This is a genomic window from Dactylosporangium aurantiacum, assembly GCF_000716715.1.
In the GTDB taxonomy this organism is placed as follows: Bacteria; Actinomycetota; Actinomycetes; order Mycobacteriales; family Micromonosporaceae; genus Dactylosporangium; species Dactylosporangium aurantiacum.
Window position 1 is genome coordinate 50,947 of record NZ_JNYJ01000044.1, and the last position, 22,036, is coordinate 72,982.

Sequence of the window (22,036 nt, forward strand, 5' to 3'; positions counted from 1 at the left end):
ATGAGTTCACCGCCGGTGGGATCATGCGTGATCTCAGCAGCGAGCTGGGAGAGGACTGGTGGCGATGAACAACTACACCGCGGTCTGCCGGCGTTCCGGCGACTGGTGGGCAGTCACCGTGCCAGAGGTCAAGGGCATCCACAGTCAGGTGCGGCGGCTCGCCGAGGCCGAGACGATGGCCCGAGAGGCCATCGCGCTGTTCCTGGACGTCGCGTCGGACTCGTTCGCGGTGACCGTGCGACCTGAGGTCCCTGATGCCGAGGACGTCCTCGATGCGCTCCGCGCGCGGTAGGAAGCGCAGCAGGCCGATCGGCGCGCTGCTGAGGCAACGAAGCAGGCGTTGGATCGCTCGATCGCCGACGGCATGACCTTCCGCGATGTCGGCCGCGTGTTCGACCTATCGCCGCAGCGGGTGCCGGAGATTACCGGCAAGGGCAGAAAGGCGCTTGTCCGCCGCATGCGCAGCCACAATGCCCAGCAGCAATCGGCCTGAAGATCCGACCGTCGCGTCTCCGGATTAACCGCGTACGTGAGCCCTGCTCGCGATTTTGGCGGCAACGGCGTCGGCTGCGTCTTGGTGCATCTGTTTGGTGACGCTTTGGTACGTGTCCCGGGTCAGTGTGGTGGTCGAGTGGCCGAGTTGCTCGGATACGACCTTGATATCGATCCCGGCGTCCAGTGCAATGGTGGCCGCTGAGTGCCGTAGGTCGTGCAGCCGTACCGGCGGCATCCCTGCCTTCCGTGCCAGCAGCCGGAACCGGGCGCTGAACGCGTTCGGATGCCACGGCTGTCCGTCAGGGCGGACGAAGAACAACCCGGTGTCCGGCCACGCCTCCCCGGCCACGAGTCGCCATGTCGCGCGAAGCGCCCTGTACGCCGTGAGCGCCCGGACGGTGTCGGCGTCGAGGGCGATGTCCCGGTTTCCGGCTCGGCTCTTCGGCGGTTTCTGGATGGTCCGGTGGCCCATGATGGCGATCTGGTTGTTGATGGTCAGTTCGCGCTTGGCGAGCCGTACTTCGGTGTCGCGCAGCCCGACAGTTTCGCCTCGGCGGAGTCCGCGGTACGCCATCAGGTGCAGCATCGGGTGGATCACCTGGTCGTGGTCGGCGACGTAGTCGAGGAATGTGGCGACCTGCTCAGCGGTCCAGACCATGACCGGCCCGGGGACTTCGCCGGTGGCCCGCCACCGTTCGACGCGTTCGTCCTCCCACACGATCGGCAGGGCACGGTCGGCGGGTGTCTTGACGAGCATGGCGGGGTTGGAGCCGACGATGAGTTCGTCGGCGAGGGCGTCGTTGATCGCCTTCCGCAGTACGGCCCGGATGTGGTGCCGGGTGACCGGCCCGGTGGGGCGGACTCGTGCGACGGTCCTGCGCACGGCCGGGTCCGGGCTCGCCTTGAGCGAGCGGATCTCGGCGTTGCGGTGTTCCATGGCCACGAACATCGCCCGCAGGTGGCTGGTGCGCAGTTTGTCGAGGGGTACGTCGCCGAGGTGCGGGATGAGATGGTTCCGGACGATCGACTCGTACCCGTGGATGGTGTTGATGTCGGCGGTGAGGTGTTCGAGCCAGGTGGTGAGGTACTCGCCGACGGTGGGCATGTCGCCGAGCGGGCCGTCGCCGCGTAGGCGTTGGCGGACGCGGTCGACGTCGGGGAACGGGAGGCGGTGGCGTACCGCGTTCTGGACGACGTCGCCGATCTCGATCTGGCGGCGGCGGTCGCGGCCGGCGAGCGCGAGCAGGGCGCGGGCGTGGTCGCGTTCGGCGACGGCCTGCTGGCGGGTGTCGATGCCGGAGCGGCGCAGCAGCCGCCGTTGCCCGTCAAGCGTGGGTGGGAGTTCGAGTTGGTACGCCCAGTGCCCGTGCTGCGGGTTCCAGGAGCGGTTCGGGCGGCGGAGTTGAGGGCAGTGGGTGCCGTACGGCTTGTCGGTGTGTGGGTCGCGGCAGCCGCAGCGTTTGAAGATGCTTCCTTCTGCCATGGTCGGTGATGTGCTCCGATCAGGGTGGGCAACGGTTTGTCGTGGACCATCGACGCTCGCCTCGCCACCGTGTTCAAGTCGTGGCGGGCGAGCGCCGGCGGTTGCTTACGCGTCGTGGTGGATGGCGGCGAGCAGCGGCGCGGTCGGTACGCGATAAACGGCGCCGACCTTGAGCAGCGGCACCGGGAACGCGCCACGGCGGGCGAGCTTGTACGCGGCGGACCGCGAGATGCCGAGGATCTCCGCTGCGGTGGCGAGGTCGGTGGTCGGCCCGAGCGCACGGAGCCGCTCGGGAGTCCAGGCGCTACGCGTGGACATAGGAGTACACGCCGTCGGCGACGGCCTCGTCGTACGGCCGCTGCGGGTCGTAGATCGGGTGCACCGATGGGTCGAGCTGCTCGGCCTCGGGGAGTTCGTGCAGGGCTAGGCGTTCACCGCGAACATGCCAGGCGAGTTCGCCGGGGCGGCTGGCCGCGATGGTCAGCCCTTCCGGCTGGTGCTCGAAGCGGTCGTCGGTGGCGACCAGCAGCAACCTGACGCCGGTGTTGTCGGCGAGTGAGCGGTACCTGCGCAGCCAGCGCGACGACGGTCCACCAGGGTCGCGCTGGTCCCAGAACCCGATGCGCTTGCCGTGGTGCAGGTACTCGCCGTACGGAGCGGGTACGGACCGCCAGGCGCGAAGGTCGGTGCCCGCCTGTGTACGGGCATGGGTGGCGAGGTCGACGAAGAACTGGTTGACGGTCAGATCTGGCTCGCCAGGAACGGGCCGGCGCAGCTGGACGCCGGACGGGCCGAGACGCCAGCCCGAGTCGACGCGAACGAGCCAGCCGCGGCGGGCCAGCGTCCGCAGCCGTCGACCAGCGCCGGCCGACGTGGAGTCGTAGCCGACCGCGGTGAACTGGTCGGTGGTTAGGGCCCGGTGCTCGGCGAGCATGTCGATGGCCCAGCGGTCGCGCGGCATGAGGCCGCACAGGTCGGTGAGGGAGAAGGTGGTCTTCACGGTTGTGTGCCTCCGGTGGGCAGGTCAGCGAGGGCGTGCGGGCCGGGGTGGCCGTGCAGCCACCAGGGCCCGGTGGCGGGGTGGGTGCCGGGGACGCGGGCGGCGGTGGCGACCGGCGTCCCGAGCGGGCCGAGGTCGGCGAGCCGCTGGTGCAGGTGGTGTTCGCGGTCCGGGGAGTGCAGCCACAGCAGGACCGGCCACGCCGGGCCGCCGAGCGCGACGAACCGGGCGTACCCGGCGAGCTTGCGCAGCAGTTCGGTGAGTGGTTCGCCGCCGGTGTCGTACTCGAGGAAGAACGGCACCCCGGACCAGACGCCGTGCCCGTCAGGGCGGATGAGGGTCTGCGTGATGAGCTCCACCCGGTCGCCCGGTCCGGCGAACGCACCGGGTGCGCTGCATTCCGACTCGGGCCACCACCGTTCCAATGCCTGCGGGGAGTGGCCGGCGAGTTGGGTGAAGAAGCCGTTGACCCCGAGGCGGTGCTGCAGGATGCGGGAGGCGGTCCAGCGGCGGCGGATCGCCTTCGCGTACCCGGGTCTGGGTATCGGCTCGTCGCGTTGCGCCGCGACAACCTCGGCGCCGAGCTGGTCGATGACGTAGTGGAACGGGTACGAGCCGCCCTCGGCCCGGAACGGCCGGAACCGGTCCACCACCTTCAGCGCGGTGAGCCGGTGCAGGCGGTGCTGCGCGAAGTCCAGCGACGGGAACAGCGCCTCAGCGATCTGCCCGGTCGTCAGGACCCCGTGGTCGTAGAGCCAGTCGAGGAGTTGATGGTCGCGGGCAGTCAACACCGACTGCACCCGCAAGACCTGGTCAGGCACGGTGATCCCTTTCATCTGGTACGGGGAGAGAGAACGCAACGTGTCTCTGAGCCGCCGCCCGAACGGCGGAACGGGCCACGTGCTGCAGGGACAGCGGCCGACGCCGTCCGTTGCGGGGTCCGGATCAAGACGGACACCATGACGGCGGTCAACAAGGACGCCAGCACCGACGGCAAAGCGCCTACCGACCTCACGGGGTCCGTAGCGAACGGCGACGGCACCTGCTCCATCGGCCGTCGGGCCCTGCATCTCCCTATCCGCCTTTGTGAGCGCTGGCGAACACCCCCTCCGCTCACAGCCGCTCACAGCCGCTCACAGGCGTTCCGCGCCGGGCTCGTGAGTGCTCCGTGAGTCGCTGTGAGCGCAGGACCGGGCTTCCTGTGAGCGTCACGTGGTACGGGCAGGATTTGCGCTGTGAGTGCGTGTGAGCTGCTGTGAGAGCCGGGCGGCGAGCCGCTCACAGCGGAACTGATCGCTGTGAGCGGTTGTGAGCGCCGACGGCTCGGCCAACGCGCGGTGTCGATACATCCGCCGTGTCACGCGGACTGCTGACAACCGGCGGCAGAGCGTGGACAGGTAGATGTCAACTACGATCATCAATGACGTCGCTCGCGTGTCATCGCCGTGTCAACGACGCGAGCCGATGTCAGGAACCGCCTGTCACAGCGCGCCACCGGATGTCACTCGCGTGTCGATCCAATCGCGCGCAACGCGCGGTGGGCCAATGTGGCATGCCACCCCGACGCGACGGCATGTCAAACACCAGGTGAGGCATCATTTGACCTTGACGGAGGACTGCACCGCGACGGTGATGTCAGCCGTGACATCGCGGAATGTCAGCGAAGATCATCGATTGACATCGCCGTGGCCCGGATGTGACACGCCCTGCTGTCACAGTCGCCGCACCCAATGTCACTCACCGATGACACGATCGTCGCCAGCGCCGCGTCGATGTCAGCGTTGTCCACGCCGCATGTCATAACCGTCGCGTGCCGTGCCGGTCCCCTGTCGGCGGTGGTGTCACGACAACGACGACTTGACTCCGCGGCAAAGGCGAGCGTTCATCGACGTCCAGCCATCCCGGAAATCCACCGGCAGGGGAGGACTCGTGTCAGACGTACCGCCACGCCACGGCCCACCGACCGCGGGCAGCTTCGGCCAGCTGATCACCCGCCGCAGGCACCAACTCGGCCTCACTCAAGGCGACCTGGCAGACCACCTGTGCGCCAAGTCCGGACGCCCGACCTTCACCCGCCACGAAATCTCGCGGTACGAGCGCGGCCTGCGCATCCCGACGGCACCGCTGCTGACCGCCATCGCCGACTCACTCGATCTCCCCATGGCCGTCCTACGCCGGACCGCAGCCGCCGACCGGAAACGCCGGCACGCGGGGAGCCGACATTGAGCGCCACCCACCGGGTCGTCCGCCCGTCCTGGACCTGCGCCGTCGACGGACTGCCATGGCCATGCACCGAGGCGCAGCGAAGCCTGCGGGACAACGACCCCGCCATGCTGCGCCAGACCATGGCCAACCTCATGGCCATCGCCCAACGAGAGCTGGCCAACACCGACCCCGCAACGCTGTACCGGCGCTTCCTCGCGTGGACCCTCGAACCCGACCAGCGATGCGCCATCTGCGGCAGCCGCCGCCACGCCATGATCCCCGGCATCCCGCCGCGCCTCACACCGTGCGACGGCCTACGAGCTGCCCTCGCCGCCGACGACCTGCCCAGGTAATCGCCGAACGCGGCGACGGGTGGCAGCCGCTCATTCACGGCCAAGAAGCAGAGAACTCCTGAACGTACGTCGTCACGCCTGGTGGTAGTGGATGTACGGGCTCAGGATCTGTCGCTGCCACAAGTCGAACAGCTGCCACGTACGTCACGTACTTGACGTACGTGGGCGTAGGTTGCATGCTAAGGAGGAACGTCTAGGGGGGATCATGTCCATTGCTGCGCATTTCGACAGCTATTCCACCGCTCGGGCGCACTTCAAAGACCTACTCGACGCTGCGCGCCGTGGCCGGGTGGCGACCGTGCAACGGGAGACCGGCCGGGCTGCGGTCGTGGACGCCGAGCGGCTGCGCGCCAGCCTCGTCGGTGTCCTGCCGTTGCCGCAGGTGGTGGCCGAGGACGGTGGATGGTCGGTGTTCCTGCCCGGAGTGCCGGTCGCCGCTGACGCGGCGACGTTCGACGAGGCGATCGAGGAGATGATCGTGGCGTTGCGGGAGTATGCCGACGACTGGCAGGAGCGGCTGCTGGACGCGCCGAATCACCGGAGCAACTGGGCGCTGGTCCAAGTGATCGAGCTCAGCGACGACCTCCAACTGCGCGAATGGCTGGCGGGTCCGGCCCGATGAGCTGGCCGACGCCGACGCGCCAGGATCACCAGAAGTTCTGCGAACTCGAGGGATGGGAGCCCGTCCGGACCGCCCGTGGCCGGACCGGCTCCCATCATGTGACGTACGAGCTGGTGCTGCCGGACGGCCGGATTCTGCGAACTCGGATCTCCCACCCGCCCGACCGCAGCACCTACGGCCCAGGTATCTGGAGTCACATCCTGCGCGACCAGCTCGACGTCACCGAGGACGTCTTCTGGAATTGCGTGCGCTCTGGCGTCACGCCGGCCCGGGGCAAGCCGGAAGCGCCGACAGCCGAACCGATCCCGACCGAGGTGGTGCACCTGCTCATCACCCGGGTCGGCCTCACCGAACCGGACGTGGCGCGCATGACCAAGGACGAGGCCATCGCGCGGCTGAACCAGCACTGGGCCGAGGGCGTCTGAAGCCCTCAAAGGCAAGAGCGCAGCCTCAACCAGATCGGAAGGACCCATCGACGACCTCAGAACTGCCCGCGGTCAGCACCTCCGCGCCGATCGACGGCTACGAGGCCGCGGTGCGGTGGGCGCAGAAGGCCACCTTTGACCCGAACGACCGCACCGTGGAGCGAGACAAGGTTGCCGCCGCCAGCGGACGCACCTTGCTGCAAGTTGTCGGAGAGTCCGGGGTAGCGACCCGCCACTCCTTCGGCTGGCCAAGGTCGGCGACGACACCAAGGAACTGAAGGGCGTCGCCACCAGCCGAAAGCTCACTCCCGTGCGTCTTGTAGACCTTACTGATCAGGTACGGAAGGTATTCGGCGGAGGCATGCCACTCCCCGAGTCGGCGCCAATTTGCGCCTGCAGATCGCACCGTTCAGCCCTGCTGACCGCCGCCAGTATCTGCTCTCGCGTCTGCCGGCGGCGAGCAACTCGCTCGGCGCCGTCCCAGATCGGGTCGGCGGCTCGAGCCCTTGCCTTCACGTCTCGCCAGTTTGAAGCCTCGGCCACGACCGACCTCCCCTGTCACAGTGATCAACCTGGCTGCCTCCTGCCATAGGCCATACATGAGCCCATGAGATCGGCGCCTGCGGCTACTGAGCGCCCGTGAGAATGGCTTTCAACATGCCAGACGCATGGTGTCCTGACGCCTACTCTTCGGCTTCCGTCGCCGTGTCCGCGACCTGACGTTGGTCGACGCCAGTGGCGTGGCGTCCCAGCTTCTTGGTCTTGAACAGCGAAACGGCTGCTCCACCGACCGCACCGGCCGCACCGGCGATTGCTCCGCCTACACCCTTCACCGCGGTCAGCGCCTGCGGAGCATCCGGGATACCGTCGCCGTCCAGGTCGACGCTTCTGAACGGACGCGACACAGCGCCCGCCGCCGTTACTACCCCGGCACCCGCCGCGTTGGCTGCGTCGGAGATCCAGTTTCCCGTTGCCTTCGCGGCGCCTTCCAAGGCTGCGAGTGCCCGGTTCGGTTCGGCCTTGACGTCGTCGTCCTCGCGCTTCGCCTTCACTGGAATGGCCAGATGTGCCGGGAACTTGTCCGGGGCATCCGGGAATGCGACCCGAGCAGCGTCGACCACCTCCCGACCGAAGAGGAAACGCGTGACGCCCCCTGCCAGGGCTCCGACTCCGTATTCGATCGTCGCCTGCTGCTTTCCACTCAAGTTCAGGCGCAAGGTATCCAGTTGGCCCGTCTGGATGGTGCCAACGAGGCTTTGCGCCGCACCCCCAGGCAGCATGTCCGCAAGCGTGTTCGCCCAATGCGACCAATCGCCCCGGCCTGCGGCAATCGCGTGTCCGACGCCAACGGCACCGCCCGTCGACACAGTTGCCAGGTCAGTTGCCATCGTCGCAATCTGCTGCTGGCTGACGCGCCCATTCGACAGTCCGTAGACCAGGGCGTGAGCTTGCTCCTTATCGAGGTCCATGCCGTGGATGTCAGCGATGGCGAGTCCGAAGATCGCGGTGATCTCGAACTGCAACTGCTCGTCACCCGCTGGGAGCAGCGCCGCGACTCGCCGGGCTCCTGTCCTCGCGACGCCGAGCGCTGCGTCCTTAGCCGCCGCCTTCGTGGCTTCCTTAGCGGCGACCTTCGCCGCCTGCTTCGCGGCTTCCTTACTCGCCTTCTTCGCTGCCTGCTGGCTCGCGCTCTTGGCACCTGCCGCAGCGGCCCCAGCGACGGGAATCAGTGCGATCCCGACATCCACCACTATCGCACCGGCGGCGATGACGGCCCCCGCAGTGCTGATGGCGGTGACGTACTGGCGCTCGAGCAGTCGGATCAATTCGGCAGGCGTTGCATCCGGATTCCGTCGGCGGGCGCGCATGACGTACTTGCGAGCGATCGAATGCCGAGCGCTGACCGCCTTCGCGATGTTCAGGGTGGCGTCCTGCTCGACGAGTTCAACCTCGAATGTGTTCTCGTCCATGTCCGTCATCGATCAGCCTCCTCCGGCCGCTGCATTGTCACCGTCCCGCCCGCCACACGGGTAGCGCACGACTGGTCAGAAACTCGCGTTCGATCGGCGCGCTGGAGACGGCAACCGGGTCCGCCGCGACGGTATGAACGTGACGATGTTCGACCCGTCCCAAATCGCGACCTGGGTGTCCAGCAGCAGGCTCATCTGCCGCTGCACAAGTCGAAGGCGATCTTCGCGTTGATCCCGGATGAGTCGCAGTCGCAGGTTCGTCTTGGCCTCATGCATGATGGCGCTTTGCCTCCAAGCGTCGCCATCCCTGCGGCCTCCAGCACGCGGCTGGGAGCGGGTGATGCCAGCGCGCGATCCTCGCCCGTATCCGCTGGCATCGAGCAACCCGCAACGGCTCGACGAGTGATCGGCGAAGCGAGCCAGCCCGGGTCACTGCGACCCAACCGGGCATACCGGACGGACCCCGCTCGTCGCAAACGCCGATTGTGTGATCGGTCTGCGCTCCCACCAGCCCGAACGAATCCGGGTCACGCCGGGGCGGGATATGCCGACGCAGGTCAGCGTGGGCGTCGGTACACTGTGCTCCGCGCCCTCGTAGCTCAGGGGATAGAGCAACGGTTTCCTAAACCGTGTGTCGCAGGTTCGAATCCTGCCGGGGGCACCAGGTCAGCGCCTTATGGCACGTTCTTCTTGATCTTGCGTGCCATTCGTGTGCCACTTGCCTTCCGGGCCACCTTGTCGAGGTGCGCCGCGACCTCTTCGTCCTTGCCGCCGAGTGGACGGGCGTAATGCCTGGTCGTGACGCTGGCATCGGCGTGGCCGAGGCGGGCGGCAGCGACGATGATGCCGTGCGAGTCCGAGACCCAGGACGCGTGTGTGGCTCGGAGGTCGTGCGGCTTGAGCCCGTCGAGGCCGGCCGCTTCGGCGGCTACCCGGAACCGGCTCCGGAAGCCGTAGTAGCTCTGCTGCCGGTCGCTCGTGTGCTTCTGCCGGCCGCCGAACAGGAACGCGTCCTCACCCTCGGGCAAGTTGCCGAGCAGTTCCGCCACCGCGTCAGCCACGAACGTGGGCAGGACCAGCTCCCGCTGCTGGTGGTTCTTCGGCGTACCGATCACCGAGCCGCCGCGGACCTGCGACACCGCTTCGGCGACGATGAGCCGGCGGCTGGACAGGTCGAAGGACCGGCGGCGCAGCGGCAGCGCTTCACCGATCCGGAGTCCGGCGTACGCGAGCAGCAGGACCAGGACGCGATCGGGCAGCTCGCACTTTGCCGAAAGGCGGGCGACGTCCGCCGGCGCAAGCACGGTCGGCTTGGCCTGCGGCAGACGCGGGAGGCCGGCGACGCGCCCACCTCGGCAGGGAGTCACCGGGATCATGCCGTTGTCGACCGCCGAGGCCATGATCTGCGACAGGAGCCGGTACGCCTGCCGGACTTGTGACGCGCTCACGGTCTCGGCGAGGGTGCCGACCCACCGCGTCACTGCCAGGGGACGTATCGCACCGAGCTTCACCTTCCCGAGGTGCGGCACGATCAGCCGGTCGATGACCGAGCGGTACGTCTCCTGCGTCTTGATCTTCCAGCGTGACTGCGAAGCCGTGAACCACTGGTTCGCCCACTCCGAGATCGGCATCTTGGCCGCGAGCGGCGAGATCCAGCGGCCCGAAGCGATGTCGCCTTCGGCCGTGCTCAGGTAGCGCTCCGCGAGAGCCTTGGTCGAGTACGTCTGCGGTGCGGCATGCATCTGGCCGTCCGGGCCGGTGAAGCGCGCCTGCCACTGGCCGGACGGAAGTTGCCGAACGGCGCCGAAGCGACGGCGCTTGTTGTCTGCCATCACGCCACCAATCCGTTGCCGTGCAAGCCCATGCGGATCGGCACCACCGTGGACTCGTCGATGTAGGCGGTCAGTGCTTCCTCCTTGATGCGAACGTGTGTGCCTGCCTTCACGTATTCGATCCGGCGTTCGGCGATGAGCCGGCGCACGAACCGTTCCGTCACTCCGAGCCGTTCGGCCACCTCTGCGACCTTCAACAGCCGGTCACTCACCGTTGCGTTCCTCCCTGTTGTCGTTGGCTGTCTGCTCGTACTGCGCCGCCCTGTCCCTGGCGGCGTTGATGGCGCTGCGCCACTGCATCCGTTGCGCGAGTGCGCGCAGGAGGCGATGCCGCATCGGTGGCAGGTCCGGGTCGTTCGGCTTCGCCAGTTCCCACGCGACCGGTGCCGGTGCTCCGTTGTCGAGTTCGGTGACCGGCACCTGGTCGACGCCGCCGGCGACGCCGAGGAGGGCCTTGACCCAGGCGCGGGCGTCATGGCGGTGGTCGGCGAGGGTCTTTCCCGACCAGTCGCGGGACACGAGGATGCGCCGGCCGCCGATGCCGAGCGTGGCGCGCTGGTGGACCTTGCCCTTGCAGTTGCCCGGCCGGAGCTTCCCGTGAGCGTTCTTCGGCTGGATGCCGTACAGCAGCCAGTTCGCGCACCGATCCGAGCACGGCGTGACGCGCAGTTCCTGCCAGAGCCGTTCGAGGTGTGCCCGTTGCCGGTCGGTGGTCACGGTGTGGCAGTCGGCCGCGGACTTGGTGATGTACTTCGTGATGTAGCCGACGGTGCGGTCGATGTCCTTACTGTCCGCCGCGACGCCGCGTGCATCGACGTGCTTGCCGAACCGGATCACATGCGCCGGTTCCGCGTCGGGGTCGGCGTCGATCGCGTAGAGCGCCTCATCCCACGTCTGCAGCGGCAGGCCGTCCGCGTCGCGCCAGACCTCGGCGTCGGCGTCCCAGAGCGGACGGCAGGTGGGCTGGTCGACGCGGGGCCACCAGACCTGGTGGTAGGTGGCCGCCGCAACCTCCCGCAGCACCGTGCGGGGGATGGTGCCGCGGATGGCGAAGTGGGCGTGTGGGGCGAGGCGGCGTTGGGGTTCGACGCAGCCGGCGTACTGGACGTTCCAGCCGACGCAGCGGCGTAGGTTCTGCCAGAACCGGTCGAGCAGGCGCGGGAACGTGATGGCGTCCCAGGCCGCGCGCCGGTAGTCGTAGCGGGACGGGTCGAGCGGCGAGCCGTCCTCTCGTACGGGGCCGTACGAGTCGAGGGTCATCGTCAGCCACATCGACGGCCGGTGTTCGGTGCCGTCCGGTGCGGTGTAGACCCGGCCGACCGTGCGCGGCTGCACCTTCTGACGCGGCAGCGCGGGGGCGTCCTGGCGCCGGCGGGTGGACCGCTGCCGCTTCGGTTCCTCCGGCTTGTCGTGCGCCGGCGCCACGGTGCCCCGGAGACCTTCGGCCGCGATGGCCTCCTCTACCTCGCGGATCGCGTCGTCGACCTCGCCGACCTCGTCCCACTTCGACTCCCGCACCGCCTGGTCGCGGAAGTACTCGAGGTGCGCCCGGAGGCTGATCAGCGACCGCTGCTCCTCCGTGGCCGGGTTCGGCGCGGGGGCGGGTTCGTCGGCGCGGTGCCAGCCCTCGCAGATCTGGGTCTTGCGCAGCCGTCGAGCCCGCTTCGCACACGGCACGCACTTGTCCTCGCGGGTGGCGCCGCACGGGACGTCGATGATCTCCGTCTGGCCGGTCGCAAGGTCGGTACGGCGCAGGCCGACCGGGCGGAGGCAGACGCCGTACTCGGTCGCCATGTCCTTCACGACGTCCGCGGCGAGGGGCATCAGCATGCGGGCGGCCCGGGAGCCGGGGCGCGGCCCGACCTCGTGAGGTTCTTCGAGGCCGGGCAACGTGTCGACGGTCATCGGCGGCCCGCCGGCTGTGGGGCGTCGAGGAACATCCGGTCGATGGCGTCGGCGTCACCGTGCAGCAGCCGTTCGCGGCGGGCGGCGGCGTACCGGCCGACCATGGGGTGACCGATCCGGCGACCGCCCCACGGCAGCCGCTGCACGACGAGGCCCTGTGCGCGGGCGTGGGCGTCGGTGGCGGCGTGCAGCCGGTCGGCAACCGCTTCGACGAAGGTTTGGAGCAGGTGCATGAGGGTGGCCTCCTTCACTTGACGACACCGGACGGGATCGCGCCGTTGAGGCGCTGGAACACCGGAACGGCCGCCGCGACCGGTTCGGGCACCGGGACCTGGTCGATGACCACTGCCGGCGATGGCTCGTGCGGTGCGGGCTGCGGCTTGGTGGACAGCACGAGCTTCACGAGGGCCATGAACGCCAGCGCCGGTACGGCAGCGAGCAGGCCACCGGAGATGCCCGGCTTCGCCACCGCCAGCTGCGCCGACAGCGACAGCACGACCGCCGCGGTGAGGACGGCGAACGGGTACCGCGTCGACTCCCCGGACCGGCGACGGCGCCGGATGACGAGTGCGCAGGCGATGGGGACGAGTTCGGAGATGGCGGCGTTGGCCCAGCCGAACCAGTCCGCCGTACCGGCCGGGGAGTTCGCCATGGTCCAGTCGTGGACGTGAGTGAACGACGCGGCGCCGGCCATGCCGCCGACCACGAGGAGGATGACGACCAGGACGACGCTTTCGACGTGGAGCCGTATGCGGCGCATGCGTTGCCTCACTTGGCTTTCGGGGTGATCGGGACGCGGATCCAATCCGGTGGTTCGCCGGTCGAGGCGACCGCTTCGGACAGGCACCGCCACAGCGCCCACGCCTCAGCGGGCGTGACGTACATCCGCCGGCGGCCCGCGCCCACGGCGAGGTAGAGGTCTTCGTCGTCGGTCACGCGAACCGTGACGGCGGACGAGCCGTTGCTGACGTGTGGTGCGCGGAGGCGGTAGAACCGGCGGGTCATGCCGCCTCACTGTCGAGGAAGTTCGTCAGCGAGTCCGGCAGCAGCGGCCCTTGCGCGTGCCGTCCGGGCTTGTAGACGTGTCTGGGTTCTCGCCGCTGCTCCGGTACTGCCGCAGGCCGCTCGACGACCACCGGCGCGGCGTACATGACGGCCATGTCGCGGATCTCGTCGTCGGTGACGTACGCGAACCGGACCCGCTCAGGCTCCGGACGGTCGTCGAGGACGACGTACCCGATCCCCCGCATGGACGGCCGCGCGGACAACTGGTCGCAGAGGGCGCCGCGGGCGCGGGAGCCTTGGCCGAGGACGAGGTCGACGTGGTTGGGTTCGTTGAGCCGCAGTGCGATCCGGGTCGGGAAGAAGTCGCGTAGCTCGACGACCTCTTTGCGCGGGTCCTGGGTCGCGGCGATGACGAGCACGCCGAGTCCGGCGCCCTGCGTGAGCAGCATGGCGAGGGCGGCTTTGGCCCGGGTACGGAGGTCGACGTCCTGCAGGAGCGCGACGAGCGCGAGGATCTCGTCGACCATGAGCACGTAGAGCGGTTCGTCGAGGGTCGGCGTGTGGACGCGGGTCTTGCCCTGCATGCGGGCCTGCCGCTCCCGCATGACCTCGACGAGTTCCTCCAGCATGGCGACCATCGGCGGGACGGTGGCGTACTCGTACCGGCTGAACAGCTGCCGGCCGAGGGACAGCTCCACGCCGCCCTTGGGGTCGATGCCCCATAGCCGCACCAGGCCGGAGCGGATCGCCGGGGCGAGCGCGCGGATCAGCGACCACTGCACCGAGCCCTTGCCCGCCCTGGTCGCGCCGACGATCAAGACGTGGGTGGCGAGCAGACGCAGCACGTACCGGACGAGATCCTCACGCACGCCGAGCGGCAGCGCCTCCAGGTCGGTCGCATCCGGGATGTCGAACGCGGGCACGGTGCGGCGTAGTGGGTCGCGGCGGACAAAGACGAGCCACACGAGGCGGGGGCGGTCCCGGTAGCGGAACCGGTCGACGAGCCGCAGCAGCCGGTTGGTGCGTGCGGGTGGCTGCTCCCGCCGGCCCGAGTAGACCCGGCAGATCCGCGCGCCGAACGAGTACGCCAGGTTCGCTGCCGCCGCGTGGTAGTCGTCCGGGTTCTGCCCACGCGGCATCCGCAACAGCACCTCATCGGTGGCATACGTGCAGCGAACGCGGAGCAGCTTCGGCACGTTCAGCTTGCTGTCGAACCGTTCCGCGAGCCGGCAGACGGTCATCGCCTCGCGCCAGTGCAGCTGGTACACGAACAGCCGCTGCCACCACGAGAGCACCGGCAGCACGACGAACCGCTCGCACCACGGCCGCCACCGCCACCACCACACGCCGACGGTTGCGCCGGCGACCCCGGCGAACAGGGCGAGGATCTCCCAGCCGTTCCGGTGCCACAGCCACACCGCGAGCACGGCGAGGGTGACGGAGGTGCGGTTGCGCCACAGCACCGGCAGCGACCGCACGAGCAGGACCGTGGCCTTGAACAGCAGGTACGGGATGACGATCCACATGACCAGCCACCACGGCGCCGGGACGGACAGGCGCCGGAAGTTGACCAGCGGGACGTTGTTGCTCTTGTTCACCTTCGACCTTTCCTACGCAGGCGCCAGCGCTGCGAACCGCCCCCGCGCGTCCCGGCGGACCGCCAGCCATTGGCGCGGCATCCCGGTGAACCAGCGGGTGAAGCGGCCCCGCGCATCGCGCGCAACAGGCATGAGCAGCAGGAGTTGGCCGGGGCAGGTTTGGCGACGCCGCCCAGAAATGGGCATGATGAAACCGCCTTCCACACCTCAGCAATGGGCTTGGTTGGCAGCGGGGCGGTCCGGCTTCCTACGGCATACAGACCGCCCCGCGCTTGAATCGCTTACGCGGCCTTGCGGGCCGGCTGCGACGAACGGAATCCCGTCGCCCGGTACGAGTACGCGAGCCGACCGGTCGGACCGACGTACGGCGTGACCGTCATCCCCTCGAACTCGACGAGCGCGAACGGCGTCCCGTTGTCCGGCACCGGCTGCACCGGCGAGGAGATCTTCACGGCGACCTCGCGCGACCGGCCGGCGAGATCGGGGTCCAGGTCCGACACCCGCACCGTCCACACCCGCACCCCGGTCAGCTTGTCCACCGCGGGCGTGCGGGCCTTCGTCACTTCGTTGTAGTCCTGCGCCTCGACGATCGAGTCCGGCACCAGCGCGCACCCCGCCGGGAACACGTCTTCGAACCGGACCGAGAACCGAGTCCCACCCTTGAGCGCCACTTCTCATCCTTTCTGACAACCACTTAACTTGTTATGTGCAATCCAAGTGTAGCGATGAAACCTAGCTTGTTAAGTGCTCAGGGACCGAAGTTTGGCGAGATGCCCGCATTGAAGTAATGCGGGCATCTCGTCTAAGTAATCGGGAATGAGTCCTCGAACTCGTGCCGAGCCGGCGGCACTGCCACATCCAGCGCGAACGCCGGCAGACCGTCCCTTGTGTACACCGCGAACAACGCGGTCAGGAGCCAACTGCCGTCGTCGACCTCCAGCAGCTCCCGCTCATCCGGCGTCGCCGGGCGGGCGGAGATGCGTTCGGTCACGTGCGTGAACTGGACACCCTTGCGTACCGACAGGTGCCGAAGCAGCCCTTCCGGCAGGGGTGCTGTCGAGCCGACGTCGGTTCCTGCGGCGAGACCAACCGGGACGTAGACCGTGCCGAGTTCCACCGGGCCGAGCCCGTCGACGCTGACGAGCCGGCGCCGCACCACGATGGGCGAGCCTGCGTCGATGTCCAGCGCCGAGCTTGCCCGCGCGGGTGCCGGAACCTCGGCGACGTCGAGGATCCGCACCCGGCCCACCGCCTCGTCGGCCAGCAGCGATGCCGCGTGCGCGGGCATCTTCCGTGGTTCGGGCGGCTTCGACCGTACGAACCGGCCCTTGCCCTGCTGCGTGTCGATCCAGCCGTCCTGCCGCAGGATCTCCAGCGACCGCACGACCGTGGGCCGCGACGTGTCGAACTCAGCCATGAGCGCCGTCTCGCTGGGCAGCATCTCCCCGGAAGCGTACGTGCCGTCCTCGATGCGGGCCTGCAACGCGTTGACGATGGTTATGTACTTGGGAGGTCTGTACTCGATCGGCACGGAGACCCACCATTCAAAGACGACAACATAGCTTGTCAAGACCTTAACTGTGAGGACGTCCCGCTGTCGATCCCCAGACCGGGGATCCAGACGAGCGAGCCGTGATGAGGCCCCGGACACCAGCCGATGCCGGGGCCGTTCCGTCAGTGCGTGGCGGCAGACCGGAGCGCGGCGACATGCCGGCGCCACAACGCTTCCATGGCGCTCTCGTACCCGCGCGAGTCCATCTCGTCGATCCCGGGCGCGCCGGCTTCGACCGTTTCGACGTACTCGCACGTGTACTCGTACAGCGCCGTCCGCAGGTTGTCGCCGTACCAGCGCTGCTGCCCGGAGTCGAGCAGCTCCCAGCGCCGCGCGGCATCGTCGATCACGAGTCGCCGGTCGTCCTGGTCGGTCAGCCGGTTGCCCCGGTGCCGGACGGGTTGGTCGTCCTGCAGCTGTACGACGCGACCGACGAGGGGAAGCAGCGCGATGGCGATTTCCAGCCTGAGCGCGTCACCGCGAAGGTCGTCTTGCACGATCATGCAGCACCACCCTTCGGTGTTCCGGGTGTCGCCCGGAAGTGTCACGATGGGTGGCGGTCCCTCGGTGATACCAGCATCGAGGGGCCGCCTTCGCTTCGCTAACCGACCCGGTTGAACTCGCCGCCACGGGCGCCTTCGACGAATGCGTCCCACTCGCCCGGCGTGAACGCCAGCACCGCGCCGTCCGGGTTCTTGGAGTCCCGCACCGCGACGAGCGGACCGTCGAGGCCGGTCACCTCGACGCAGTTGTCGGAGTACGGGCCGCTCTTGCTGCTCTTGACCCAGCTCGCGTCGGCCAGGTCGACAGTCACGCCGTCCTTGGTCACCTGCATGGTTCCTCCTTGCTGTCCGCCGGCTCTTCCTGTTCGGCCGGCGAAGTCTGTTGGGCAGCCATCACGTCGCGCAGCTTCGATGCGTACGCGAGAGCACTGTCGCTGAGGTGCTCGGCCGCGCGGATCGCGGTGTCCCAGCGCCCACCGAGCCCGAAGTCGATGACCACGGTCATGTCGTCGTCTTTGAGCACCAGGACCGGGTCGCCGTCGTCGTCGACCGCGAGCCAGGACCGCAGCGTCCGGACATCCAGGTCGAGATCCGGTTGTGGCGCCACAGGCACCTCCGCCACCCGGAAGGTTGTCGCCCTCATCGCTCGCCTCCATTCGGCCTGAGTCGAGTTCTTCTCTGCTTCACGTCGCGTCCGAGCGGTACTGAATGGGCACGCCCAGGCAGTCGGGACAGGTCTTCCGCACGTACTGACGCGGACCCTCTGCCGTTGCCAGTTGTCGCCGGGGAGAGGCCACCCGCCAACCCCGACCCTCACAACCTGCACAGCGAGCAGGCCGCACGTCAGCACCTCCTGGAGTGACACCCGTCTGAGACACACGACAAGCATCTGAAATCACCTATGGACATAGGAGGTCCGCGATGTAGTCCCCTTGTAGTCCCGCCAGTAGTCCAGGCCCTGTGAATGCTGTATTCGGGCAGCTACATTGGGTGCTGGAGTCGGGGAGGGCGGGCATGACCAGCACGAGTTTGGGTGAACAACTCCGTCGGCTGCGCGAGCAGCACGGCCTTACGCAACAGGAGTTCGTCGACAAGCTCGCCGCGCAGGCATGGACCGACCTCAACGAGCGCGTCGGCGTCGACCGCCAGATGGTGTCGAAGTGGGAACGTGACGTCAAGGCCCCGGACCGGCGCTACCGCCGGCTGATCTGCACCTTGTACGGCATCACCGAGCAGCACCTCAGCATGTCGCACCCGACGGTCGTGCCAGTTGTGCAGCACGCGAGCACCGGCAGCGTTGATGCGCTATTCGAATCGCCGCTCGACATCGTCGAGCGCATGCAACGCCTGACCTCGTCCAACGCCGACGACCAGACGACCGCCCAGTTCGACGACGCCATTGACTCGATCGTCGAGCTGTACGAGCAGCAAGGCCCCGAGCCGCTCGTCAACCACGTGGTGCGACAGCGCCAGCATGTGCAACGAGTCCTGGATGGATCACAGCGCCCGCACCACCGCGAGAAGCTGTACCTCATCGCCGGCAAGCTGTCCGGTCTGCTCGGCTACATGGCCGTCAACCTCGGGAAGTTCGGCGCCGCCAGCGCGTACAGCAAGGAGGCGTTTCAGCTCGGCGAGTTCGCCGGCTCCACCGACCTCCAAGCCTGGGCACGCGGCACGCAGAGCTTCTGCGCCTACTATGTCGGCGACTACCGCACCGCGGTCGACCTTGCCCGCGACGGCCAGCGGTACGCCAAGAACGGACCCCAGGCGATCCGCCTTGCCAGCAACGGCGAGGCCCGCGCCCTGGGCAAGCTCGGCGACGTCCGAGGCGTCGACGAAGCCGTCCAGCGCGCTTACCGGCTCGCGGAGCAGTTCGAGACCCCGGCAGGCGTATCGTCCTGCATCTCGTTCGGGCTGTACAGCAACGCCCGTACCGCTTCGAATGCCGCGACCGCGTACGTCGACCTCGGTTTGCCGGACCGAGTGCGTGAGTTCGCCGACCAGGTGATGCCGGTTTTCGAAGCGTCCGAGTCGCGCTGGAGCCAGTCGCTCGTTCGGCTCGACATCGCCAAGGCACTCATTCTGGCCGACGAGCCGGAACCCGAGCAGGCCGCCGGCCTGGTCGTCGAAGCACTCACCCTGTCCGCCGAGCGGCCGATCCTCTCAGTCCTCAAGCGCAGCCGGGAGTGCCTCGACGCAGGTTCACGCTGGTCCGGCACCGCCGCGTTCACCGAGGCCGCCGAGACGCTGCGCGCGGTACAACGCCGCTGACCGCCGGACACTATCCTCGCCGCTATGGATCGAGTGCAGGAAGACTGGGAACGCTTCTCCGCGCTCACCACCATGCAGAACCACTGGGACCGCCCAGGATGGACACCCGGTCGCCGGGCCTACTATTGGTACCTAACATGGGACTCGCCCGATCTGCGCGATCTGGCCGAGCAATGCCAAAGCCAGCTTGAACTTCCCTACCTTGACCCCGTCCCGCTTGATGCCCTGCATCTCACGATGCCGAAATTGGCATGGGAAGACGAAATTAGCCCCGCGGAAGTACAAGCGGTCATCAGGCGAGCGACCCAGCATTGTGCGTCGTCGAAATCGTTTACATTGAAGGCTGGGCCACTCGCGGGCTCACCTGGTGCCGTTCGTTTCAGCGTGACCCCATGGGACCCAGTGCTCGACTTGTACCAACGCCTTAGGTTGGCGAATCTCGCTGATCGAACCGATGATTCCGTACCTTTTCGTCCACATATCGGAGTGGCGTACTGCAACAGCAGGCAAACTCCTGACTTGCTGATACCGAAGGTACAGGCGCTTCGGGAACTTCCAACCGTCGAACTGTACACAGCGTCTGTCGACCTCGTGCTGCTGCGTCGTGAAGGAAGGACCTACAGGTGGTCGACTTGTGCGACCGTTCCCCTACTTGTATGAACGGTTGACGATCGGCCCTTTTGTGCCGTCTACTCTCCTTCGGATAAAGTTTTGCTCAACGACTACGGACAGATGCCCAAGATCGGCCGCTTGCTGTCCGATATGAGTGAAGAGATAGGTCGATGGTTAGAGTCTTTGAGCCGACATGGTGTCGTACTAGTCGCTTCGGCGGTCTCCAAGTTGTAGATCCGGCGATCATGCTCGTTCATTAGAAGCATCTGCTGATCGTCTTGATCCAGAATGTATACGGTCTGATGTGATCCATCTTGACGAGTCAAGTCCATTGGTGGAAGCCACATTGATGCTGGGAGCACGTAAAGGTTGACGAGCAGAAGGCCGAGGGTTCCCAGGAGAGAAGGTGCCGCAACTTTTCGATCCCTTCGTCGATCGAGCCACTCGAAGAGCAAGTCGATGCCAATGATCCCGGCTATTACAGCAAGGAGTAGTAGAAGACCCTGCCATGATGTCAGCAGGGCTGCTACTCCCGCAGCGGGGATCGCGAAGCGTAGGCCGAAATGAAGATCTCGGAATGCTCGCGTGTCGGGTGCGTATCGACGCCTACTCACAATCATGTAACCAGTGATGGTTAGAACCAAGAATGGCCCCGTTTGGGCAATGGTTGCCAACAAGAAGGAAGCGACGTCCATCGTAGTTAGCAACACCAGAACAGTGGTGGAGTCAAGTTCAGAAACTCGTGCGATTCGGAGGACTGCCAGAACGAGGGGGATTGCAGCAAGAATTAGACCAAGATGCTCCCTGATCATCGAACGCGTCGCCTCTGCTGCCCACGCGCGATATGCATTTCTAGCGGCGTCACCTGAATTGCCTGCGGCAGACTCCTCGGTTGGCGAATCACCGGACGCTGGCGGCGTCGACGTCTGGCTGTCTACACGAGTATCTTCCACCACAACTTCTTCCTCGCCTTCTGGCTTCACGGAAACGAGCAGCGTCAGCGCCACTCCGGACAGTTCACCCCACCGTTCGACTTCTGCCGGCCAATAGCCGTAGCGACCGTCTTTGTCGCATTGCGCGACTTACACATTTCGCGGCTTTCGATTTGATCCTTTGGAACATACTTGAGGTAGCGACCATCTTGTAAAAGCACAATCAGCGAGTCGTCGTCTTGCCCTACAACTATTCCGTGATATTGGGCGGTCGACGTGGAGATCATTTCATCGGGAGCCCAAGGATCATCCGAAATTACTTGCAGTAGCACGAAGGGAAATAGAGTCAGCGCCGCAGCGCTGGCAATATTGCGACGTCTCGTCCGCATATACTCTTGAGGAGGAACTTGTCGGCCGGTACGACGAGCAGCTTGCTGCCAATATTTGTTTGCATATGCATAGCTAACAACCGTAATCGGGCCGAGTACCACGGCATACCACGGAGCGAAGTTTAGAAGTACACTAAATGCAGTGATCATGGCTGCCCACAGAAACGGTGTAAACGCCTTACCCAGCCCTGCTTCTTGGCGAGCCAATCGGTACTCCACCAGATGAACGGTTCCGTAAATTAGAATCCAAGGAAACTGTGCAAGCAGGATGGAGGCAATGGGAGGGATGTAGCCGGACGCTTGAAGTATGGAGATGGCAAGATTGCCGTCTCCGTGTGCGACGCGGACAAGCTTAAGCATTGCCAATGTTACGGCGGCGACAATCAGCAGTTGGGCAGCGTGCGAGAAGCCAAGTGGTTCCAATTCAACCCTTAGGCCCGGTGCATCAGATTGCCTCGGACTCTCCACTGCCCCGGTTTCGCTGTGTTGGTCACCTTCGCTTCGATGATCACCTAGAGCGGGAGCTTGAGGAGGAGGGTCTCCCGGGTTGATGGGAGGAGTGGACTCCGTATTGTTTTGTTCGCTAGCGGGCGTGGTCACACGAGCATGTTATCGATGTTCACGCCAGAGTGGAGCGACACAATTATGTCGGTTTTGAGCGATTCGAGCAAGCCAAAGACTGCTTGAGCGGTCCTCCACCGGGGGCTGACAAATCGCTCTCACCTCGCAAAATCGCCAACGACAGTCGTGACCGAAGCGGCAGCAGTGCGGAGGTTGCCGAATTCGGCTGTACTAGATCAAGGCGCCTTCGGCGCAGCCCGGACGTGGTCGCCCGGCTCGGCGTGCAAGCGGCGCCCGGCGCAAGCGCCGGCGCCGTAAGCCCG

The 22,036-nt window shown here is 66.8% G+C and carries 28 protein-coding genes and 1 tRNA gene; 10 read left to right on the forward strand and 19 right to left on the reverse strand.

Going from position 1 to position 22,036, the window contains the following annotated elements; translation table 11 throughout:
- Nucleotides 1-64: 64 nt before the first annotated feature.
- Both OP18_RS53680 and OP18_RS58015 read left to right on the forward strand, forming a co-directional pair.
- Entirely contained in the window at nucleotides 65-292 is a 228-nt protein-coding gene (locus tag OP18_RS53680; protein WP_052387984.1) for a type II toxin-antitoxin system HicB family antitoxin, read from the forward strand.
- Between the two features lie 48 nt (nucleotides 293-340).
- Nucleotides 341-493, forward strand: a complete 153-nt coding sequence (locus tag OP18_RS58015; RefSeq protein ID WP_156090095.1) for a hypothetical protein — start codon at nucleotides 341-343, stop codon at nucleotides 491-493.
- A 24-nt stretch (nucleotides 494-517) separates the two neighbouring features.
- Here the strand turns inward: OP18_RS58015 and OP18_RS38965 are convergent, their stop codons facing one another.
- On the reverse strand, nucleotides 518-1,600 hold the full coding sequence (locus OP18_RS38965) for a site-specific integrase (protein WP_245635677.1): 1,083 nt from the start codon (nucleotides 1,598-1,600) through the stop codon (nucleotides 518-520).
- 66 nt (nucleotides 1,601-1,666) lie between these two features.
- Here OP18_RS38965 and OP18_RS61220 point away from each other — a divergent pair, with 66 nt between their 5' ends.
- Nucleotides 1,667-1,987 (forward strand): hypothetical protein, encoded by a 321-nt coding sequence (locus OP18_RS61220; protein ID WP_245635678.1) that lies wholly within the window; start codon nucleotides 1,667-1,669, stop codon nucleotides 1,985-1,987.
- Nucleotides 1,988-2,083: 96 nt separating this feature from the next.
- Here OP18_RS61220 and OP18_RS38970 read toward each other — a convergent pair whose 3' ends face one another.
- From OP18_RS38970 to OP18_RS38980, 3 genes are read right to left on the reverse strand one after another with little or no spacing between them, the layout of a single operon-like run.
- Nucleotides 2,084-2,296: a helix-turn-helix domain-containing protein gene (locus tag OP18_RS38970; protein WP_033364204.1), complete on the reverse strand. Its 213-nt coding sequence runs from the start codon at nucleotides 2,294-2,296 to the stop codon at nucleotides 2,084-2,086.
- Nucleotides 2,283-2,978, reverse strand: coding sequence for a replication-relaxation family protein (locus OP18_RS38975; RefSeq protein WP_033364205.1), 696 nt, complete (start codon nucleotides 2,976-2,978; stop codon nucleotides 2,283-2,285). Before OP18_RS38975 ends, OP18_RS38970 begins: the two co-directional genes overlap by 14 nt.
- On the reverse strand, nucleotides 2,975-3,799 hold the full coding sequence (locus tag OP18_RS38980) for a replication-relaxation family protein (protein WP_033364230.1): 825 nt from the start codon (nucleotides 3,797-3,799) through the stop codon (nucleotides 2,975-2,977). Before OP18_RS38980 ends, OP18_RS38975 begins: the two co-directional genes overlap by 4 nt.
- A 1,108-nt stretch (nucleotides 3,800-4,907) precedes the next feature.
- Between OP18_RS38980 and OP18_RS58020 the strand changes: the two genes are divergently transcribed.
- From OP18_RS58020 to OP18_RS38995, 4 genes are all read left to right on the forward strand, one after another.
- Complete coding sequence (locus tag OP18_RS58020) at nucleotides 4,908-5,204, forward strand: helix-turn-helix domain-containing protein (RefSeq protein WP_245635679.1); 297 nt, start codon at nucleotides 4,908-4,910, stop codon at nucleotides 5,202-5,204.
- Complete coding sequence (locus OP18_RS38985) at nucleotides 5,201-5,536, forward strand: hypothetical protein (protein ID WP_156090096.1); 336 nt, start codon at nucleotides 5,201-5,203, stop codon at nucleotides 5,534-5,536. The genes OP18_RS58020 and OP18_RS38985 overlap by 4 nt, the downstream gene beginning before the upstream one ends.
- 205 nt (nucleotides 5,537-5,741) lie before the next feature.
- Nucleotides 5,742-6,158: a prevent-host-death protein gene (locus tag OP18_RS38990; protein ID WP_033364207.1), complete on the forward strand. Its 417-nt coding sequence runs from the start codon at nucleotides 5,742-5,744 to the stop codon at nucleotides 6,156-6,158.
- A complete protein-coding gene (locus OP18_RS38995; RefSeq protein WP_033364231.1) occupies nucleotides 6,155-6,583 on the forward strand; it encodes a hypothetical protein in 429 nt (142 codons plus the stop codon). The genes OP18_RS38990 and OP18_RS38995 overlap by 4 nt, the downstream gene beginning before the upstream one ends.
- Before the next feature lie 683 nt (nucleotides 6,584-7,266).
- On the opposite strand, the gene OP18_RS39000 is transcribed toward OP18_RS38995, so the two are convergent.
- Nucleotides 7,267-8,562: a hypothetical protein gene (locus OP18_RS39000; RefSeq protein WP_052387985.1), complete on the reverse strand. Its 1,296-nt coding sequence runs from the start codon at nucleotides 8,560-8,562 to the stop codon at nucleotides 7,267-7,269.
- A gap of 579 nt (nucleotides 8,563-9,141) precedes the next feature.
- On the opposite strand from OP18_RS39000, the gene OP18_RS39005 reads away from it, so the two are divergent.
- A tRNA-Arg gene (locus OP18_RS39005) sits at nucleotides 9,142-9,217 on the forward strand.
- A 10-nt stretch (nucleotides 9,218-9,227) separates the two neighbouring features.
- Here OP18_RS39005 and OP18_RS39010 read toward each other — a convergent pair.
- From OP18_RS39010 to OP18_RS39065, 12 genes are all read right to left on the reverse strand, one after another.
- Nucleotides 9,228-10,385: a tyrosine-type recombinase/integrase gene (locus OP18_RS39010; RefSeq protein ID WP_052387986.1), complete on the reverse strand. Its 1,158-nt coding sequence runs from the start codon at nucleotides 10,383-10,385 to the stop codon at nucleotides 9,228-9,230.
- Complete coding sequence (locus OP18_RS39015; RefSeq protein ID WP_033364208.1) at nucleotides 10,385-10,597, reverse strand: helix-turn-helix domain-containing protein; 213 nt, start codon at nucleotides 10,595-10,597, stop codon at nucleotides 10,385-10,387. Before OP18_RS39015 ends, OP18_RS39010 begins: the two co-directional genes overlap by 1 nt.
- On the reverse strand, nucleotides 10,590-12,290 hold the full coding sequence (locus OP18_RS39020) for a replication initiator (protein WP_033364209.1): 1,701 nt from the start codon (nucleotides 12,288-12,290) through the stop codon (nucleotides 10,590-10,592). Before OP18_RS39020 ends, OP18_RS39015 begins: the two co-directional genes overlap by 8 nt.
- Entirely contained in the window at nucleotides 12,287-12,523 is a 237-nt protein-coding gene (locus OP18_RS39025) for a hypothetical protein (RefSeq protein ID WP_156090097.1), read from the reverse strand. The genes OP18_RS39020 and OP18_RS39025 overlap by 4 nt, the downstream gene beginning before the upstream one ends.
- Before the next feature lie 14 nt (nucleotides 12,524-12,537).
- A complete protein-coding gene (locus tag OP18_RS39030; protein ID WP_052387987.1) occupies nucleotides 12,538-13,050 on the reverse strand; it encodes a hypothetical protein in 513 nt (170 codons plus the stop codon).
- Between the two features lie 8 nt (nucleotides 13,051-13,058).
- Entirely contained in the window at nucleotides 13,059-13,226 is a 168-nt protein-coding gene (locus OP18_RS39035) for a hypothetical protein (RefSeq protein ID WP_245635680.1), read from the reverse strand.
- A 65-nt stretch (nucleotides 13,227-13,291) separates the two neighbouring features.
- Nucleotides 13,292-14,893 carry an FtsK/SpoIIIE domain-containing protein gene (locus OP18_RS39040; protein ID WP_033364212.1) on the reverse strand — a complete coding sequence of 534 codons (1,602 nt, stop codon included), beginning with the start codon at nucleotides 14,891-14,893 and terminating at the stop codon, nucleotides 13,292-13,294.
- 281 nt (nucleotides 14,894-15,174) lie between these two features.
- On the reverse strand, nucleotides 15,175-15,564 hold the full coding sequence (locus OP18_RS39045; protein ID WP_033364213.1) for a hypothetical protein: 390 nt from the start codon (nucleotides 15,562-15,564) through the stop codon (nucleotides 15,175-15,177).
- 131 nt (nucleotides 15,565-15,695) lie between these two features.
- Nucleotides 15,696-16,424 carry a GntR family transcriptional regulator gene (locus OP18_RS39050; RefSeq protein WP_033364214.1) on the reverse strand — a complete coding sequence of 243 codons (729 nt, stop codon included), beginning with the start codon at nucleotides 16,422-16,424 and terminating at the stop codon, nucleotides 15,696-15,698.
- A 143-nt stretch (nucleotides 16,425-16,567) separates the two neighbouring features.
- The gene (locus OP18_RS39055; protein ID WP_033364215.1) at nucleotides 16,568-16,948 is read right to left on the reverse strand and encodes a hypothetical protein; all 381 of its coding nucleotides are present in this window, start codon (nucleotides 16,946-16,948) and stop codon (nucleotides 16,568-16,570) included.
- Between the two features lie 98 nt (nucleotides 16,949-17,046).
- Complete coding sequence (locus tag OP18_RS39060) at nucleotides 17,047-17,280, reverse strand: DUF397 domain-containing protein (protein ID WP_033364216.1); 234 nt, start codon at nucleotides 17,278-17,280, stop codon at nucleotides 17,047-17,049.
- Nucleotides 17,271-17,591, reverse strand: a complete 321-nt coding sequence (locus tag OP18_RS39065; RefSeq protein ID WP_033364217.1) for a hypothetical protein — start codon at nucleotides 17,589-17,591, stop codon at nucleotides 17,271-17,273. The genes OP18_RS39060 and OP18_RS39065 overlap by 10 nt, the downstream gene beginning before the upstream one ends.
- Nucleotides 17,592-17,962: 371 nt before the next feature.
- Here OP18_RS39065 and OP18_RS39070 point away from each other — a divergent pair, with 371 nt between their 5' ends.
- Nucleotides 17,963-19,219 carry a helix-turn-helix transcriptional regulator gene (locus OP18_RS39070; RefSeq protein WP_156090098.1) on the forward strand — a complete coding sequence of 419 codons (1,257 nt, stop codon included), beginning with the start codon at nucleotides 17,963-17,965 and terminating at the stop codon, nucleotides 19,217-19,219.
- A gap of 72 nt (nucleotides 19,220-19,291) precedes the next feature.
- A complete protein-coding gene (locus OP18_RS62705; RefSeq protein WP_369335524.1) occupies nucleotides 19,292-19,879 on the forward strand; it encodes a 2'-5' RNA ligase family protein in 588 nt (195 codons plus the stop codon).
- Between the two features lie 62 nt (nucleotides 19,880-19,941).
- Here OP18_RS62705 and OP18_RS58025 read toward each other — a convergent pair whose 3' ends face one another.
- Both OP18_RS58025 and OP18_RS58030 read right to left on the reverse strand, forming a co-directional pair.
- On the reverse strand, nucleotides 19,942-20,838 hold the full coding sequence (locus OP18_RS58025) for a hypothetical protein (RefSeq protein WP_156090099.1): 897 nt from the start codon (nucleotides 20,836-20,838) through the stop codon (nucleotides 19,942-19,944).
- Nucleotides 20,829-21,752, reverse strand: coding sequence for a hypothetical protein (locus tag OP18_RS58030; RefSeq protein ID WP_156090100.1), 924 nt, complete (start codon nucleotides 21,750-21,752; stop codon nucleotides 20,829-20,831). Before OP18_RS58030 ends, OP18_RS58025 begins: the two co-directional genes overlap by 10 nt.
- Nucleotides 21,753-22,036: the final 284 nt, after the last annotated feature.